16 protein-coding genes are annotated in these 16,059 nt (G+C 69.2%); 3 read left to right on the top strand and 13 right to left on the bottom strand.

Going from position 1 to position 16,059, the window contains the following annotated elements:
• Position 1: 1 nt before the first annotated feature.
• The 4 genes from LHU95_RS09470 to LHU95_RS09455 form a co-directional block, all read right to left on the bottom strand.
• Complete coding sequence (locus tag LHU95_RS09470) at positions 2-973, bottom strand: tripartite tricarboxylate transporter substrate binding protein (RefSeq protein ID WP_248711118.1); 972 nt, start codon at positions 971-973, stop codon at positions 2-4.
• 96 nt (positions 974-1,069) lie between these two features.
• Positions 1,070-2,092, bottom strand: a complete 1,023-nt coding sequence (locus tag LHU95_RS09465) for a LacI family DNA-binding transcriptional regulator (RefSeq protein ID WP_248711117.1) — start codon at positions 2,090-2,092, stop codon at positions 1,070-1,072.
• Positions 2,093-2,101: 9 nt separating this feature from the next.
• Positions 2,102-3,076 carry a tripartite tricarboxylate transporter substrate binding protein gene (locus tag LHU95_RS09460; protein WP_248711116.1) on the bottom strand — a complete coding sequence of 325 codons (975 nt, stop codon included), beginning with the start codon at positions 3,074-3,076 and terminating at the stop codon, positions 2,102-2,104.
• A gap of 31 nt (positions 3,077-3,107) precedes the next feature.
• Positions 3,108-3,911 carry an SDR family oxidoreductase gene (locus tag LHU95_RS09455; protein WP_248711115.1) on the bottom strand — a complete coding sequence of 268 codons (804 nt, stop codon included), beginning with the start codon at positions 3,909-3,911 and terminating at the stop codon, positions 3,108-3,110.
• 162 nt (positions 3,912-4,073) lie between these two features.
• Between LHU95_RS09455 and LHU95_RS09450 the strand changes: the two genes are divergently transcribed.
• Entirely contained in the window at positions 4,074-5,414 is a 1,341-nt protein-coding gene (locus LHU95_RS09450; protein WP_248711114.1) for an MmgE/PrpD family protein, read from the top strand.
• 321 nt (positions 5,415-5,735) lie between these two features.
• Here LHU95_RS09450 and LHU95_RS09445 read toward each other — a convergent pair whose 3' ends face one another.
• Positions 5,736-6,425, bottom strand: coding sequence for a cyclase family protein (locus tag LHU95_RS09445; RefSeq protein WP_248711113.1), 690 nt, complete (start codon positions 6,423-6,425; stop codon positions 5,736-5,738).
• 17 nt (positions 6,426-6,442) lie between these two features.
• On the bottom strand, positions 6,443-7,426 hold the full coding sequence (locus LHU95_RS09440; RefSeq protein ID WP_248711112.1) for a tripartite tricarboxylate transporter substrate binding protein: 984 nt from the start codon (positions 7,424-7,426) through the stop codon (positions 6,443-6,445).
• 179 nt (positions 7,427-7,605) lie between these two features.
• On the opposite strand from LHU95_RS09440, the gene LHU95_RS09435 reads away from it, so the two are divergent.
• Both LHU95_RS09435 and LHU95_RS09430 read left to right on the top strand, forming a co-directional pair.
• Positions 7,606-8,415 carry an IclR family transcriptional regulator gene (locus tag LHU95_RS09435; protein WP_248711111.1) on the top strand — a complete coding sequence of 270 codons (810 nt, stop codon included), beginning with the start codon at positions 7,606-7,608 and terminating at the stop codon, positions 8,413-8,415.
• Positions 8,412-9,812 (top strand): amidase, encoded by a 1,401-nt coding sequence (locus LHU95_RS09430; protein ID WP_248711110.1) that lies wholly within the window; start codon positions 8,412-8,414, stop codon positions 9,810-9,812. The genes LHU95_RS09435 and LHU95_RS09430 overlap by 4 nt, the downstream gene beginning before the upstream one ends.
• A gap of 141 nt (positions 9,813-9,953) precedes the next feature.
• On the opposite strand, the gene LHU95_RS09425 is transcribed toward LHU95_RS09430, so the two are convergent.
• The 7 genes from LHU95_RS09425 to LHU95_RS09395 all read right to left on the bottom strand — a co-directional run bounded on the left by LHU95_RS09425 (position 9,954) and on the right by LHU95_RS09395 (position 16,057).
• The gene (locus LHU95_RS09425; RefSeq protein WP_248711109.1) at positions 9,954-10,193 is read right to left on the bottom strand and encodes a hypothetical protein; all 240 of its coding nucleotides are present in this window, start codon (positions 10,191-10,193) and stop codon (positions 9,954-9,956) included.
• Between the two features lie 109 nt (positions 10,194-10,302).
• Complete coding sequence (locus LHU95_RS09420) at positions 10,303-11,097, bottom strand: SDR family oxidoreductase (protein WP_248711108.1); 795 nt, start codon at positions 11,095-11,097, stop codon at positions 10,303-10,305.
• Positions 11,098-11,104: 7 nt separating this feature from the next.
• Complete coding sequence (locus LHU95_RS09415; protein WP_248711107.1) at positions 11,105-11,935, bottom strand: amidohydrolase family protein; 831 nt, start codon at positions 11,933-11,935, stop codon at positions 11,105-11,107.
• A gap of 17 nt (positions 11,936-11,952) precedes the next feature.
• A complete protein-coding gene (locus tag LHU95_RS09410; protein WP_248711106.1) occupies positions 11,953-12,930 on the bottom strand; it encodes a tripartite tricarboxylate transporter substrate binding protein in 978 nt (325 codons plus the stop codon).
• An 11-nt stretch (positions 12,931-12,941) separates the two neighbouring features.
• Positions 12,942-13,922 carry a tripartite tricarboxylate transporter substrate binding protein gene (locus LHU95_RS09405; protein WP_248711105.1) on the bottom strand — a complete coding sequence of 327 codons (981 nt, stop codon included), beginning with the start codon at positions 13,920-13,922 and terminating at the stop codon, positions 12,942-12,944.
• A gap of 51 nt (positions 13,923-13,973) precedes the next feature.
• Positions 13,974-14,864, bottom strand: coding sequence for a dihydrodipicolinate synthase family protein (locus LHU95_RS09400; RefSeq protein ID WP_248711104.1), 891 nt, complete (start codon positions 14,862-14,864; stop codon positions 13,974-13,976).
• The gene (locus LHU95_RS09395) at positions 14,861-16,057 is read right to left on the bottom strand and encodes an exo-alpha-sialidase (RefSeq protein WP_248711103.1); all 1,197 of its coding nucleotides are present in this window, start codon (positions 16,055-16,057) and stop codon (positions 14,861-14,863) included. The genes LHU95_RS09400 and LHU95_RS09395 overlap by 4 nt, the downstream gene beginning before the upstream one ends.
• Between the last annotated feature and the right edge of the window lie 2 nt (positions 16,058-16,059).

Below are 16,059 nucleotides of genomic sequence, written 5' to 3'. Positions count from 1 at the left end.
CTCATTCGAGGCGGATATTCAATTCGCGCACCAGGACGGCCCAGCGCTCGCGGTCGGCGGCGATGAAGGCGCGCATCTCCGCCGGCGTCGAGGTCACGGGGATGGCGGCCTGGGTGCGGAACACCTCCTGCACGGCGGGCAAGCGCAGTCCCTCGGCGGCGACCTGGGAGATGCGCAAAGCGACCTCGGGCGGCATGCGGGCGGGGCCCAGCAGGCCGAACCAGTTCGCCGCATCCACCGGCGTGCCGAGCTCCGCCATGGTGGGCACCTGGGGCAGCAGCGCGATGCGCTCACTCGCGCCCACGCCGAGGATCTTGGAACGCCCGTCGCGCGCCACCGCCTCGGCGGGGCCGGCGTTGAGGAACATCACATCCACCTGCCCGCCGAGAATGGCGGTGCTGGCCGGTGCGGCGCCGGTGAAGGGCACGTGAAGCAGGTCGATCTGCGCCTGCTTCATCAGCCGCGCCATGGCCAGATGCGAGGTGCTGCCGATGCCCCAGGAGGCGAAGGTCAGCGCCCCAGGCCGCGCGCGCGCCATGGCCAGAAAGGATTGCAGGCTGTCGGCACCGAGGTTGGGCCGCGTGATCAGCACGAAGGGGCCGCGCGCGAAGACCGTCACCGGCGTGAAATCGGCCACCGCATCATAGGCGAGTTGCGGATAGACCAAGGGATTGATGGCATGGGTTTCGGCATTGGCCAGGATGAGCGTGTGGCCATCGGGCGCCGCGCGCGCCACGACCTGGGTGCCGACCGCGCCATTGGCGCCGGCGCGGTTCTCGATCACGACCGGCTGGCCCAACGGGCCGGCCATGGCGGGCGCCAGCGTGCGCATCACGACATCGGCGAGGCCGCCCGCATTCCAGGGGACGATGACGCGGATCGGCTGGTCGGGGAAGGCTGCCAGGGCCGGGGTGGCCAGGGGCAGAATGGCGCCCGCTCCGAGGAGGGCGCGCCGGGTCGTGAATGCCTTCATGGGGTTTCCTGGTTTTTTCATGCCCCGGTCGAATGCAGCACGCCGGGTTATGTTATCGATCCCAAATCCGGCCACTCCTGTCAATGAGAGAGGAGGTCAGGTGCTCGCGCGGTGCAGGATCTCGAAGCGAAGATCAACCATGGCCGGGCCCGATTGCTGGCCCGCCAGCCGTTCCAGCAGCATTTCGGCCGAACGCACGCCGATCTCCTGCCGGGGCAGGCGCAGGGTCGTGACGGGCGGGTTCAGCTGCGCGAGGAGGTCAATATTGTCGAAGGCCGCCAACGCCACCCTCCCCGGGACCGCCCAGCCCCGCCGCGCGCATTCCAGCGCCGCCCCCGCGGCCAGCACATCGCCCGCGAAGAAGATCGCATCAGGTGGCATGGCCTCGCCTTCGAGCAGACGCACCAGCGCTTCGGCGCCAGAGGCCAGGCCGGGCGGCCGCTCCAGGATCAGGCGCGGATCGGCCGGCAGATCCAGCTCCTCCAGCGCCGCGCGGAACCCGTCCTGCCGATCGCGCGAGCGCGCATTGCCCGCGGCCGGCAAGGTGACGAGCGCGATCCGACGGTAGCCGAGCCGCGCGAGGTGACGCGTCATCGCGCGCGCCGCCTCGCGGTTGGAATAGGAGACGACCATGTCGAGCGGCTCGGCTGTCAGCGTGCCGTTTTCCACCACGGGGATGCCGGCGCGGCGGATCATCCGGACGGCCTCGGGCGTGTGCAGCGTGTCATGCAGGATGAGGCCAGCCACGCGCTGCTCCAGGAAGGCGCGAATGGCCGCCTCCTCCGCCTGCGGCCCATAGCCGGAATCCGTGATCATCAGGTGGCGCCCATTCCGGCGCAGCACGTCGGAAATGCCCTTCACCGTCGCCGCGAAGATCGAGTTTTCGATCGAAGGCAGCACGAGCCCCACCACGTCCGACCGGCGGGAGGAGAGGCTACCGGCGAGCCGGTTGGGCACGTAGCCAACCGAGAGCACCGCCGCCGCCACGCGCTCCCGCACCTCGCGGGAGACGGTCTGGGGGGCCTTGAGGGCGCGGGAGACACTCATCGTGGAAACGCCGGCGGCGCGCGCCACGTCCCGCATGCGCACGTCACCTGGGCCAGGGCTGGTTTCGGTCATGCGGAAAGCTTACTCCATGCGAATGCGCGCATCGCGGATCACGCGGCCGATCTTCTCCACCTCCGCCAGCATGAAGCTGGAGAATTCGGCAGCCGTGCCGCCCACCACCTCGGCGCCCATCTCCAGGATGCGCGCCCTCTCGGCCGGTTCGGCAATGATGGCGTTGAAGGCGGCATTGACGCGCTCGACCGCGCGGGGCGCCATGCCGGCCGGGCCGAGCACGGCGTACCATTCATCAATGGCGAAGCCAGGCAGGCCGGATTCCGCCACGGTGGGAAGATTCGGCAGATAGGCCGCGCGCTCGGCCGAAGTGACCGCGATGCCGCGCAAAGAGCCATCCCGGACGAAAGGCAGCGTGGAGGAGGCATTGCCGAACATGAGCTGGATATGGCCGCTCACCAGGTCGGCCAGGGCCGGCCCGCCGCCGCGATAGGGCGCATGCACCATGTCCACCCCGGCCGCCAGCTTGAACATCTCGCCCGAGATATGCACGGCCGAGCCGATGCCCGGTGAGCCGAAGGTCAGCGCGCCGGGCCGCGCCTTCGCAAGCGCGATGAGATCCTGCACCGAATGCACCGGCAGGGAGGGATGCACCGCCAGGATATTCGCGACCCGTGCCAGGTTGATGATGGGCGTGAGGTCGCGGATCGGATCATAGGGCTGGCGGGTGAGCAGCGCTGCGGAGATCACGGTGCTCGTCACCATGCCGAAGCCATGGCCATCGGGGTTCATGCGCGCCATCTCGGCCGCGCCGATGGCGCCCGATGCGCCGCCCCGGTTCTCGACGATGACCGGCTGGCCCAGGGCCGCGGCGAGGCGCGGCTGGAATTGCCGCGCCAGGATATCCGTGGTGCCGCCCGGCGGCCAGGTCACCAGCAGGCGAACGGGCCGTGTGGGAAAATCCTGCGCCGAAGCGGTCGGGGCCAGGTTGGGTGCCGCCAATCCCAGCGCCAATGTGGTGCCCATGAGGGCGCGCCGTTTCATCTTTTTCTCTCCCTTGTGCTGTGGCCACGCGTCATGCCGCGGACCATCCGCCATCCAGCGGCAGGGCGGCGCCCGTGATATCGCGCCCGCCCGGGCCGCAGAGAAATGCCACCAGGCCCGCCACCGCGCCAGCTTCCACGAAGCGGCCAGAAGGCTGCTTTCCGGCCAGGAAGCGGCGCGCGGCGGCTGCCTCGTCCAGCCCTTCCGCCGCCATCATGGCCTCGATCCGCGCCTCGATATTCGGCGTCCGTGTCGAGGCCGGGCATAGGGCATTGCAGGTGATGCCCGTCTCCGCCGTCTCCAGCGCGACCGCGCGGGTCAGGCCGATCAGCGCGGTCTTGGTAACCACATAGCCCACCCGTCCGGGCGCACCCACCAGGCCATAGATCGAGGACATGTTGATGATCCGCCCCCATCCGCCTGCGCGCATGGCAGGCAGTGCCAGGCGGATCAGGTGAAAGGCGGCTGAGAGATTCACGGCCATGTCCATGTCCCAATCCTCGGCGGACATGTCCTCGACCGCGGCGAAGTGCCGGCAGGCGGCGTTGTTCACCAGGATGTCCAGCGGGCCCGCATCCCGCGCCAGAGCGGCGACCGCCGCCGCATCGGCGAGATCGGCGCGGAGATAGCGGGCAGCGCCGGGGGCCAGGGAGGCGGCGATGGCCTGGCCCTCCGCGAGCGGCGCCAGCCCGTGCAGGATCACCGCGCAGCCCATGGCGCTGAGGGCCTGGGCCACAGCAAGGCCAATCCCACCGGTCGAGCCCGTGACGAGGGCGCGGCGCCCGGCGAGGGCGGTTGGCGCCAGCTCGACGCTGTTATGTGTTATCGCTACCATCCAGTAATTCTATGGCGGAGCAGAGGGGAAATGGAAAGGCGGCATTTCCGTCCCCTGCCCCGCCGTCGCATTCCCTGGAGGAAACCCCATGCCCCTTCCCCACCCTTCCGCCCTGCCCGGTTCAGCCGCCGCCCGGCCCTGCTCCATCGCCGGGACCGGCCTGTGAGCGGCCTCTTTGTGGCCGAGAGGCTCGGGCGCTTCATCAGCGAGACAGGCTGGGCCGCGATCCCCGCCGCCGTCCGTCGCGAGGCGCCCCGTGCGCTGCTCAACCATGTCGGCTGCGCGCTCGGCGTGGCGCATGATCCGGCGGTGACCTCGGCGCTGGCAGTCATGCGCAGCCTCTCGGGCCCGCCCGTCGCCACGGTGTTTGGCCATGCTGTGCGGCTTGATCCGCTGAGCGCCGCCTTCGTGAACTGCATCGCCGGCAACCTGCTGGACTACGACGACACGCATCTGGCGACGGTGGTGCATCCCGCCGCCCCCGTCGCGCCGGTCGCGCTGGCCCTGGGCGAAGCGCGCAGCCTGAGCGGAGAGGCGGTGCTGCACGCGCTGCTGCTGGGCATGGAGGTGGAATGCCGCATCGGGCTGGGTGTCTCGCCCGGCCATTATGACCGGGGGTGGCACATCACCTCCACCTGCGGCGTGTTCGGCGCGGCGGCGGCGGCGGCGAAGCTGCTGGGCCTGGATGCCGAACGCTGCGGGCACGCGCTGGGGCTTGCCGCCAGCCAGTCCGCCGGAATCGTGGAGAACCTCCCCAGTGCGGGGAAGAATGCCAGCATGGGCAATGCCGCGCGCAACGGGCTGCTCGCCGCCCTCCTCGCCGAGGCCGGCTGGCAGGCCGCGCCTGCGGCGATCGAGGGCAAGCTCGGCTGGGCGCGCGCGATGGGCGACACGCCCGATTGCGAGTCCATGGCAGGCGCCCTGGGCGAGCGCTGGGAGGTAGCGCGCATCACCTACAAGCCCTATGCCGCCGGCATCGTGTTCCATGCTGTCATCGAGGCCGCGCTGGCGCTCGACCTCGCGCCCGATGATGTGACCGAGCTGCTGGTCGAGGGCGACGCCCTGTTGCTCGCGCGTGGCGACCGTGAGGTGCGCAATGAGCGCGACGCCAGGGTCAGCATCCATCACGCGGCCGCGCTGGGGATCGTGCGGCGCCGCGCGGGGGTGGCCGATTTCGAGATGCCGGCCGTCGAAGACCCCGCCCTGGGTGCCTTCCGCAGCCGGGTGCGCGCCCGTTGCGATCCGGGCCTGCCGCGTGGCGCGGCCCGGCTGACCGCGACCTTGCGTGACGGCACAAGCCATTCGCGCCTGGTGATCCACCCTTCCGGCAGCGAGGCGAACCCGATGAGCGATGCCGCCCTGAACGACAAGTTCCGCGACAACCTGCGGATCGCGGGTATTCCGGAGCGCGCGGATACGATGATCGCGGCGCTGCGCGGCCTTGAAGCCGCGCCCAACCTCGAAGCGGCTGCATCGCTGCTGATCCAAGGCGCGGCCGCGTGAAATGACCGTCGCGGCGCAACTGCATGACGCACGCCACACCAGGCACACCGCCGTCGCCCGTAACATGTTCCACCACGACGGGCTGGCGGAACGAAACGGGCGACATTCAGATCATGATGACCCGATCTGCCCGCGGGCTCCCGTTCCGCCCAGGGTCTGCGCCAAGAAAACCACGGGGCGCGGCGCTGATCGCCTGAGCGGAACATGCCTCGCATCCCGGCTTCCTCGTCGCGGTCCTGCCTCTTGGCCGAACCGTCAGCGTGCGATCCGTGGACGGCACCACCATCGAATGGCGGGCTTTGGGGGTGCTGTCAGCCTGGATTATTCGAAGAGCGCCACCGCCCGGATCGGGCTTGCCGTGCCGCCACGGATCTTCAGCGGCAGGCCGATGAAGCGGAACCGGCCACGGCCGACCACGGCCTCCAGATTGGCGAGACATTCCATATGCGTGATCCCTCGCTCGGCGCAGGCCATATGGGCCTTGAAGTTCAACTCGCCCTCGGGGGCTGGGCTGATCGCCTCCACGCCGAACATGCCGATCCCGCGATCGGCCAGCCAATGGATCGCTTCAATGGAAAGCCCCGGGAAATCATGTCCGTAGCCGGGCTTGCCGAGCAACCGCGCATTGGTGCCGAGAAGGATCAGCACCGTGTCCCCCTTGCGGATCTCCTGGCCCGAGGCCTTCACCGCCGCTTCGACTTCCGCGACCGTCGCTGCGTGCTTCAGCGGCACATGCGAGAGATCGATGCAAAAGGCCGAGGTGATGAAATTCTCCAGCGGCACCTGGTCGATCGAGAGCGCGCCGGGGCGTGGGTCGAAATGCACGGGAGCATCCACATGCGTGCCGGCATGGTCGCTGAGGGCGATCGACATGGCCTTGCTGGTGAACACCGTGTCGCCCGCATATTTCTTCTCAGAATGGTCGTTCCACACGGTCATGATGACCGGCGGATGCGAGGGATGGGTCTGGGTGCGGTGGAACAGTTCGCGGCTCAGATCAATGATTTCCATTTGGCGCTTGCCTCTCTCTAGTTGACGGTGATGTTGGCGTCGCGGATGACGCGGCCCCAGCGCTGCCGGTCGTTGGCGACATAGGCGGCGAATTCCTCGGGGTTGAGGCCGAGGCGGACAATGCCCTGCTCCTCCAGCCGTCGGCCCGTGGCCGCGTCGGCAATGACCTTGGCGCAGGCGGCGCGCAGGCGGGCCAGTGGTTCGGCCGGCACGCCGGCGGGGGCGAAGAAGCCGTAGTAGCTGACCGCCTCATAGCCCGGCACGCCCGCCTCGGCGACCGTGGGCAGATCAGGCAGGGCGGGGAAGCGCTGCGGCGTCGTCACGGCCAGCGCCCGCACCGCGCCCGCCTGCACATGCGGCAACGCGGTGGTGATCGGATCACTCATCACATCGATCCGCCTGGCCAGCAGGTCGGCCGTGGCGGGCGCCGTGCCGCGGTAGGGCACGTGGGTCAACTGGATCTGCGCCATGGCTTCCAGCAGCGCCATCGACAGATGCGAGCCACCACCATTGCCGGCCGAGCCATAGGTCAGTTCCCCGGGCTTCTGCCGCGCGCGCTCGAGGAACTGCGGCAACGTGCGCACATCGAGGCTGTTGCGCGCATAGATGATGGAGCCGACACCGCCCACGAGTGCGACTGGCGTCAGATCCCGCGCCGGATCGAAGGTGCTGTCGCGGTAAAGCTCGGGGTTGATCGAGTTGGTCGCCTGGCTGCCCATCAGCATGGTGTAGCCATCCGGCGTGGCGCGCACGGCGGCCTCGGTGCCGATGCGCCCGCCGCTGCCGGTGCGGTTCTCGATGATGAGGGACTGGCCCAATTCGCGCGAGATCGCTTCCGAGAGCATGCGCGTAATGACATCGGCCGCGCCCGCGGGCGGAAAGGGGACGATGACCCGCACGGAACGGCTGGGGAAGGCCTGGGCCAGGGCGCCCGTCGCGCCAAAGCTGGCCAGGGCGGCGGCGATCACGCTGCGGCGGCCAACGAGGCTGGATCTGGTCATGGGAAGTCCCTTCCAAAGAGTGGCTGAGCCTGAGAGCGCACCGGAGCATCCGTGCAGGCCACCCGGCATGCCAAGGGAAATCGCTCCAAAATTCCACCATGTGAAATACAATGTCGGGACCGGCTTCCGTGCGAGGACGGAGCTGGATAGGCTTGGAGAGATTTCGGGGCTTGCGCCTGATGGACAACCAGCCTGCCTCCACGGCCGATGGCGCGCGCGTCGTCCGCCGCGCCGTCTCCCTCCTGCGTGAGGTTTCGGCCGCGCGCGGGAACGGCGCGACCTTGAAGATGCTGGCTGACAGCTCCGGCCTGCCCCAGCCCACCGCGCACCGCCTGCTCAAGGTGCTGCAGGCCGAGGGCCTGCTGGAGCGCGATACGGCCAGCCGTGCCTATCGCCTGGGCTCGCTGCTGTATGAATTCGGCCTCGCCGCTGTCCCGCGCGTCGATGCTCGGCGCCTCTGCGCCGGCACGCTGGAGCGCATTACGCGCGCCGTCGGTGACACCACCTACCTGAACAGCCGCAGCGGGAATGACGCGCTTTGCCTCGACCGGCGCGAGGGCAGTTTCGAAATCCGCGCCCTGCCCATCGAGGTCGGCAACCGGCGGCCGCTTGGTGTGGGGGCAGGCGCGCTGGCCGTGCTGGCGAGCTTGCCCTCCACCGAAGCCGAGGCCGTCATCGAAGCCAATGCCAAACGCTACCGCCGCCATGGCCTGACGGCCGAGCGCATTCGGACTTATGTGGAAGCAACGCGCGCCCGGGGCTTTGCCATCACCTCCGGCCGCATCGTCGCGCGCTATCGCGGCGTGGCGATCGCGGTGGGCAACGGCATCGGCGGGGTTCCAGCCTCGCTTTCCGTGGTTGCGGTCGCCGAGCGGCTCGATCCGCGGCGGATCGAGCAGGTGGCGCGTATCCTTATCCGCGAAGAAAAGTCCCTGCGGGAGATGCTGGCCATCGCGCCCGCGGGCCAAACCGAAAGTCCCCTCCCATGACGACCGAAAACGCACCCCCGCCTGGCATTCTTGCCATGTCCGAGGCGCTGGAGCGGGGGGTGGTGACACCCTCCGCCTTGCTCGCCGATGCGCTGGCGCGGGTGTCACGCGCCAATGAGGCGTTGGGGGCCTTTGTCCATGTCGATGAGGCCGGTGCCGCCCGGGCTGCCGCCGATGCCGGGGCACGCCAGGCGGCGGGCCGGCGGCTCGGGCCGCTCGACGGCGTGCCGGTCGCGGTGAAGGACAATATCTGGGTGACCGGGATGCCGGCACATTGGGGCAGCCGGATGTGGTCCGATTTCATCCCGCCCTGCGACGATATCGTGGTGGAGCGCCTGCGCGCGGCGGGGGCCGTGATGATCGGCAAGACCAACACGCCGGAATTTGCGCTCTCCGGCCGGACGGACAGCCCGCTGCACGGCAAGGCGCGCAACCCGTGGGATGTGGCGCTGACGCCCGGCGGTTCCAGCGGCGGTTCTGTGGCAGCGGTCGCGGCCGGCATGGTGCCGGTGGCGCTCACCACCGATGCCGGCGGCTCCACGCGCATCCCGGCGAGCTATACAGGCCTTTATGGGCTCCGGCCGTCCAACGGGCGCATCGCGCGCCGGCATGGTTTCCCGCCCATGGGGATTGATTTCCAGGCCGTTGGCGTCGTGGCGCGGGACCTGGCCGATCTGGAACTGACCTATGGACTACTGGCCGGGCCGGACGAGCGTGACCCAGCCTCGCTCCGCCTGCCTTCGCCGCGGGCGGGGGGTAAGCCACGCATCGGCTGGTTCGCTCGCTACGACGGCGAATTGGTGCATCCCGAGGTAGAGGCGGCCGTCGCCGAATGCGCCGCTTTGCTGGCCCAGGCCGGCTACGAGGTTGCGCCACGCTCGGCGGCCTATGATGTGAAGCTGGTGCGCAGCGTCTGGGGTGCGCTGAGTTCAGCAGGCGCGGCCCGCGCCGCCGAAATGCATCCGGAGCGTTGGCGCGCCGAGGCAAGTGCCGCCATCGCCGCCGCCGCCACCCGTGGCCTCGCCATGACGGCGGTGGACTACGTCCGCGCGCTGGATGGGCTGGCGACGCTGCGCGCCCAGGTCTCGGAAAATTGGGGCGAGGTGGACGTGTACCTCTGCCCGAGCGCCGCCTCCCCCGCATGGGCGATCGACCAGGAGTTCCCGGCCGAGATCGGTGGCAGGCCAGGCCATGCAGCGGCGCAAAACACCTTCGCCACCTGGGTGAACGCGATCGGGCATCCGGGGTTGAGCATTCCTGGCCGCCCGCATGCGGATGGCCGGCCGCTGGGCGTGCAACTGGTCGGGCGGTTTGGTGGCGAGGCGGATCTCTTCGACGTGGCGCGCGCCATCGCGGGGGGTGCCAGCTGGACGAGACCGGCCTTCCCCTCATGGTAGCAGCGTTCATCCTGGACCGGCTCCGCAAAGGCTTTCGCTTGCCAATCCGGATTGACTTCGCCGCGCCCGACCTCCGGCGCCAATGGCCTCCGTCATCCGGTGCGCTTCCATGATATCCCCGACATGTAAGATCTTGCCGAGCTAAAGCGGCAGCGACCCCTGCCCAACCTGTTCGACAAGCCTCTGCAGGCGCATGGCCATGAAGCCCGCGACGCCGCCGGAGCACGTGGTCAGCAACGTGCCCGTCGGGATCGCTTCCATCGGCTCGAAATGCCCGCTGGTCCAGCGGTCGCCCGCCACTCCGCCGATGCAGACCATCCCCGGTCCGCCGACTGCGCGCAGCGAGACCCCGCGCGTTGTCGTACCGACCGGTTCCAGCACCTTGTCTGCGCCGCCGCACCTGTCCCGGCGCATCGCGCGGGGAGGCAACGGCCTGGAACACCTCCATCCGCCAAGACGACGGGCACTGCCCTCTTCGTCGGCACGCGACTTACCCGCCCTCGGCGAGCTTCCTCTGGTACTGGGCCCGCATATGGGCCACGCCGCCGCTCGTCAGCCCGCCATCCGCCGCGATCTCGCTTCCCGTCATGAACGACGCCGCCTCCGATGCCAGAAACAGCACGATGGCGGCGATCTCCTCGGCCGTCGCCTCGCGACCCAAAGGGATCGCGTGGCGATTGGCCTCGATGTGTCCGGCCGGGGCGGCGTCCGTCAGCGGTGTTGCGATCGTGGCTGGATGGACGGAATTGACCCGGATTCCCTCCGCCGCGAACTCCAGCGCCGCCGATTTTGTCAGGCCGCGCAACGCCCATTTGCTCGTCGTGTAGGACGGGTCCCCATGCGCGATGAGACCTGCGGTCGAAGAGATGTTCACGACCGCCGAGGGCGCCGCGCGCGCCAGCAGCGCGCGGCAGTGCTTCATGCCCAGGAACGCGCCCGTCACGTTCACGGCCATGGCACAGTCCCACTCAGCGCGCGTTGTCGCGGCAAGCGACTTGCGGATGATGAGGCCCGCATTGTTGACCAGCACATCGAGCCGCCCCGGCCCGGTCTCAAGAACGGCAACCAGTGCCTGCCAATCACTCTCCTGCGCCACATCGAGCGAGTGGAAGGACGCGTAGAGCCCCTCCGCCCGCAATGTTCCAACGAGGTCCTGGCCCTCCCGCTGCAGGATGTCGCAGACATGCACGTGCGCGCCCTGCCTTGCGAAGCCGCGCACGATCGCCGCGCCCAGCCCACGGGCACCGCCAGTGACGCAGATGCTGCGCCGGACATGATTCGCCATCACGCGCTCACACTTCCCAATTCAGCCAGCGGCACAGCGATTCACCCATCACCGCCGCCTGGTCCCGGCCCGAGAGCCAGGGCAGGTGGTCGGTGAACATCGTGACCGCGTCGCGATAGTCGCAGGGCAAGCGGGTCAGGTCTGACCCCCAGAATAACCGCTCAGGCCCGAAGGCATCGAAGCTGGCTTTCAGGAATGGCTCGACGCTACTGTAGGGATAGTCGTCCTCAGCCGCGCAAGGCAGCGCAGAGGCCTTGACCGCGACATTGCCGAAGCGCGCAAGCCGCAACAGATCCTCCAGATGTTCGAAGGCCGCCACGCCGCGGCGCTCGACATGCGCCCCCATGTGGTCCAGCACGAGGCGAAGGCCGGGATAGCGCTCCGCAATCAGGCCGACCGCCTCGAAATCCTCGTTGACGAAGAGCATCAGCGCCAGGCCATCGGCCTCAGCCTGGCGGAAGATCCAATCCACGCTGCCATCCCGCAGCTGGCGGATCGCTGCACGGCGAAAGTTCAGCCGCGCGCCGAGCATCCCCGGGAAGAACTTCCATTCGGCGAAGCGATCACGGCTGTCCGGCGCATCCAGTGGCAACCGGCCCATGACGGCGAAACGGTCGGGATGACGCTGCGCGGCAGCGAGGCACAGCGTATTCCGATGCCCTTCCCAGGACGGTGGGACCAGCACGGCGCGCTGCACGCCGGCGCGGTCCATCTCGGTCAGCAACGCATCCGGAAGCAGGGGCTCCGCACGCTGCACGACGGCTGGCGGCGGCTGCGGCCATGGGTGGTCGGCCGGCTCCGCCGCCCAGACATGCACCTGCGAATCCGTAATCATCATCGCCTGGGGCCCTGCCTCTATTCTGGCTGGTAGTTGACGCTGCGCAGCAACTCTTCGGCACGGCGGATTTCGGTGGCGATGAAGCGTCGGCTGTCATCGATGCTCTCGACGACCGGCTCGATCACCTGCGTCGCGAGCCGCTGGGCGATCTCCGGATCCCTCATCGTCTCCTGCACCAGGGTGTGCACACGCTGGGTGACGCCGGGCGGCGTGCCCTTGGGTCCCCAGACGCCATACCAGGCCTGGAACTCGAAGCCGGGAAGTCCGGCTTCCGCCATGGTGGGCACATCCGCCGTAAGTGGCGAACGCTGCGGCGATGCGATGCCAAGCACGCGGATGCGCCCATCCGCGCGGCTGGCGAGCAAGGCGAAGCTCGGATCGATCAGCAGCTGGGCGCTGCCACCCATCAGATCGGTCAGCGCCGGCTGGGTTCCGCGATAGGTGACGACATTGAGATCCACGCCGGTGCGGCGCATGAAGTCGATCGTCGCCAGGTGCCCGGCCGACCCCAATGCGGAGATCGCGATGCTCCAGTCCCGCGGCCGCGCCTTGGCCGCGGCAACCACCTCCTGCACTGTGCGCTCCGGCCGCGTGCCGCTGATCATCATGACCAGTGGCGCCTTTGCCGTGCGCGCCATCACGGTCAGGTCGCTCTGCGGGTCGAAATTGGCACCCTTCAGCACCAGCGGCATGACAGCGGTGTTGAAGGTCGAAGCCAGCAGGGTGAAACCGTCCGGTGGCGCCTGGAGTACGATATTGGTGCCGAGCAGCGCCGAGCCGCCCGGCCGGTTCTCGACCACCGCAACCGCCCCGAGCCGGTCCTGCAGCCGCTGCGCCAGCAGGCGCGCCAGCATGTCGTTCGCACCACCCGGCGGGGTCGGGCAGATCACGCGGATCGGCCGGCCGAGCGGCCATGCCGCTTGCGCCCGCCCACCACGCGGCGCGCCGAGCGCGACTGCGGCAGCGCCTACCCCCAGCGTCCGTCGCTGCAGCATCGCGGCCTCCCTCACTCGGGCTGATAGTTGACGCTGCGCAGCAACTCGGTGGCGCGGTTGATCTCGGCCGCGATGAAGCGCCGCGTGTCCTCGATGCTTTCCGTCACCGGCTCGAGGATCTGGCTCTTCAGCCGATCGATGATGGCGGGTTCACGCATCGTCTCCTGCATCAGGGCGTTCACGCGCTGATTGATCTCGGCCGGCGTGCCCTTCGGGGCCCAGACGCCGTACCAGGATTGGAACTGGAAGCCGGGCAAGCCCGCCTCGCCCAGGGTCGGCACGTGAGGCGCCAGGCCCGAGCGCGCGGCAGTCGCGATGCCAAGCGCACGCACACGGCCATCAGCGGCCGCCGGCAGCAGCGCGAAGCTCGGGTCAATGAGAAGCTGCGCATTGCCGCCCATCAGATCGGTCAACGCGGGCTGCGTGCCGCGATAGGTCACCAGGTCAATCTGCACTCCGCTGCGGCGCAGGAACTCGATGGTCGCCAAATGACCGGCGGATCCCAGCGAGGAGAGCGCGAAGTTCCACTCGCGCGGCTTCTCCCTCGCCGCGGCGATCACCTCAGTCAGCGTGCGCTGCGGGCGCTGGCCGCTCATCACCATGACCAGCGGCGCCGCCGCGGTGCGCGCCATGACCTCAAGATCGCGCTGCGGGTCGAAATTCGCGCCGCGCAGCACCAGCGGCATCACCGCCGTGTTGAAGGCCGAGGCGAGCAGCGTGTAGCCATCCGGCGCCGCCTGAAGAACGGCATGGGTGCCAATCAGGCCAGCCCCGCCGGTGCGGTTCTCGACCACGGCTGTGGCGCCGAGCTTCTCCTGCAGACGCGCCGCCGTCAGCCGCGCCAGCGCGTCATTCGCGGCCCCCGGCGGCCAGGGGCAGATCACGCGGATCGGCCGTCCGCGCGGCCAGGCATCCTGCGCCTGGACGGCCGGTGCCGCCAGCAGACCGAAGCCGCCAGCGGCAGCGGAGGCCAGAAGATATCGGCGATTCATGATTTGCTTCCTCCGAAATGGCACGCGACGTTGCGCGGCCCGTTGATGGTCTCAGTCGTCCAGCAGCGCGCTACGTTCCGCTGCCGAGAGCGGAAGCAGCGGTGGGCGCAGCCGGTGCCAGCCTGCCTCGCCGGTGCGATGCGCCAGCAGCGCCTTCAGCGACGCCATCTGCGCGAAGCGCGACGCACGGTTGCGCATGGCGACGATGCGCGCCTGCGCCGCCTCAACCGCCTGCGCCCGGGCGGGATCGGCGAAGTGCCGGAACACGAAGGCGAGGTCGGCCGCGACCAGGTTCGATGTCGCGGTGATGCAGCCGGCACCCCCCTTGCGCAGCAGCGGCAGCATCAGCGGATCGGCGCCGGCCAACACGGCCAGGTCAGGGAAGGCTTCGACCAGCGCCTCCATATGCGCGAGGTCGCCCGCAGAATCCTTGATACCGGTGAAGGTGCCGGGATAGGCCGCGCGCAGCCGCGCGATCACCGGAAACGGGATCGGCACCGCCGACATCTGGGGGATATGGTACAGCACGATGCGCAGGCGCGGATCGGCCAGGCGCTCCACCACCTCGGCATAGGCGGCGAAGAGGCCATCCTCGGTGACGCCCTTGTAGTAGAAGGGCGGCAGAATCACGACCGTGGTCACGCCGAGCGACAGCGCGTGCCGGGTCAGCGCTACCGTCTCGCTCAGCGCGGCGACGCCGGTGCCGGGCAGCAGCCGGTCCGGTGCGATGCCAGCGGCGACCACGGCCTCCAGCAAAGCTCGGCGTTCGTCGTTGGCGAAAGAGTTCGCCTCGCCCGTGGTGCCGAGCATGGCGATGCCGTCGCAGCCCTCCGCCAGCAGCCGCCGGCAATGGGTGACGAAAAGCGCGTGGTCCGGGGCGAAGGCTTCGGAGATCGGCGTCAGCGCGGCGCTGAACACGCCGCGTGGATGCAGCGCGGTCATGCGCCTTCTCCCGCCGCCCAATCCGGCGCCACGCGCACATATTTGATGGCCTGGCGCCAATAGGTGTAGGCGATGTGCAGTGCTCCGTCCGGCGTCTGGCACAAGGACGGGTAGGAGAATTCCCGGTTCAGCCGGTCCTTCGAGTTGTTGGTCAGGCAGTAGCCATCGCCGGTCTCGAGGTTGCGCCGCAGCGGCCAGGTCCGACCCAGATCGGCGGATAGCGCCAGCGTCATCGGCGCGCGCGGCGCACCCCAGAATGCGCCGCGGCCCGAGGAGGGTGCGGCGGGGGCAAGGTCCTCGCCACCGATGTCATCGTAGAGCGACAGGCGCCGCCCGGTCGCATCCGCCGCGCTGGAATGGTTGTAGACCATCGCGAGGCGTCCATCCGCGAGCCGCGTCGCCATCACCGAGGAATTGTTGTTCGGCAGCTCCGTCGGCACCGGCGCAGACCAGCTGCGACCGCCATCCGACGAACGGGCGACATGGATCGAATCCGCCCAGCGGCTGCGGTAGAACGCAACCAGCGTGCCGTCACGCAAATCCACGATGCTCATATGCACGCAGCCCGTGCTGCCGGGCACCGCATGCTCGGTCCAGGTCGCGCCAGCATCGGATGAGATCATCACCGAGCTGGTATCGAGGTCGCCGGTCCAGGCACCGGCCGGCGGCTTGGTACATCGCCAGATCGGCAGCAGCCAGTCGCCATTGTCCAGCACCACGATCGGACTGCGGATGAAGGTGCCGAAGCCTGGCTGCTCGCCGAACAACGTTTCGATGGGACCCCAGCTGCGCCCGCCATCCGCCGAGATGCGGCGGCGAATGATCGCGGTATCCTGGTTGCCGGAGACCTGCGCCGTCCATAGCAGCCACAGCCATCCGCCCGGCGCGTGGAACAGCAACGGATTCTGCTCGGACCTGGTGGCGTCGTCCGACAGGCGCTCCGCCGGCGACCAGCGATCCGCCCCAGCTTCGAGGCGTGAGAAATGCACCGAGATGTCCGGCACGCCCTCCTGCGTGCCGCCGAACCACACGCAACCCATCTCGCCGCCGGACAGCGGCAGCAGGAAGGCGGCGTGGTTCTGCACGCAAGGGGTAGGAATGAAGGCCTCGATGCGCGCGGGGTCGCCCGGCGCGGGACCCAGGATTTCAGGGCGGTCTATTATTCCAGTGTCTGGCACGCCGGCGTCGGGCATGG

The organism is Sediminicoccus sp. KRV36 (assembly GCF_023243115.1).
Taxonomy (GTDB): Bacteria; Pseudomonadota; Alphaproteobacteria; order Acetobacterales; family Acetobacteraceae; genus Roseococcus.
The sequence above is the reverse complement of the archived record's forward strand: the minus strand, read 5'-3'. Positions and strand labels throughout refer to the sequence as shown.

Coding starts and splice junctions, on each gene's coding strand:
- LHU95_RS09435 (WP_248711111.1), top strand. CDS start 7,606: ATGGACAACCAGCCTGCCTCCACGGCCGATGGCGCGCGCGTCGTCCGC.
- LHU95_RS09410 (WP_248711106.1), bottom strand. CDS start 12,930: ATGCTGCAGCGACGGACGCTGGGGGTAGGCGCTGCCGCAGTCGCGCTC.
- LHU95_RS09395 (WP_248711103.1), bottom strand. CDS start 16,057: ATGCCCGACGCCGGCGTGCCAGACACTGGAATAATAGACCGCCCTGAA.
- LHU95_RS09430 (WP_248711110.1), top strand. CDS start 8,412: ATGACGACCGAAAACGCACCCCCGCCTGGCATTCTTGCCATGTCCGAG.
- LHU95_RS09440 (WP_248711112.1), bottom strand. CDS start 7,426: ATGACCAGATCCAGCCTCGTTGGCCGCCGCAGCGTGATCGCCGCCGCC.
- LHU95_RS09420 (WP_248711108.1), bottom strand. CDS start 11,097: ATGGCGAATCATGTCCGGCGCAGCATCTGCGTCACTGGCGGTGCCCGT.
- LHU95_RS09405 (WP_248711105.1), bottom strand. CDS start 13,922: ATGAATCGCCGATATCTTCTGGCCTCCGCTGCCGCTGGCGGCTTCGGT.
- LHU95_RS09465 (WP_248711117.1), bottom strand. CDS start 2,092: ATGACCGAAACCAGCCCTGGCCCAGGTGACGTGCGCATGCGGGACGTG.
- LHU95_RS09445 (WP_248711113.1), bottom strand. CDS start 6,425: ATGGAAATCATTGATCTGAGCCGCGAACTGTTCCACCGCACCCAGACC.
- LHU95_RS09400 (WP_248711104.1), bottom strand. CDS start 14,864: ATGACCGCGCTGCATCCACGCGGCGTGTTCAGCGCCGCGCTGACGCCG.
- LHU95_RS09470 (WP_248711118.1), bottom strand. CDS start 973: ATGAAGGCATTCACGACCCGGCGCGCCCTCCTCGGAGCGGGCGCCATT.
- LHU95_RS09455 (WP_248711115.1), bottom strand. CDS start 3,911: ATGGTAGCGATAACACATAACAGCGTCGAGCTGGCGCCAACCGCCCTC.
- LHU95_RS09415 (WP_248711107.1), bottom strand. CDS start 11,935: ATGATGATTACGGATTCGCAGGTGCATGTCTGGGCGGCGGAGCCGGCC.
- LHU95_RS09460 (WP_248711116.1), bottom strand. CDS start 3,076: ATGAAACGGCGCGCCCTCATGGGCACCACATTGGCGCTGGGATTGGCG.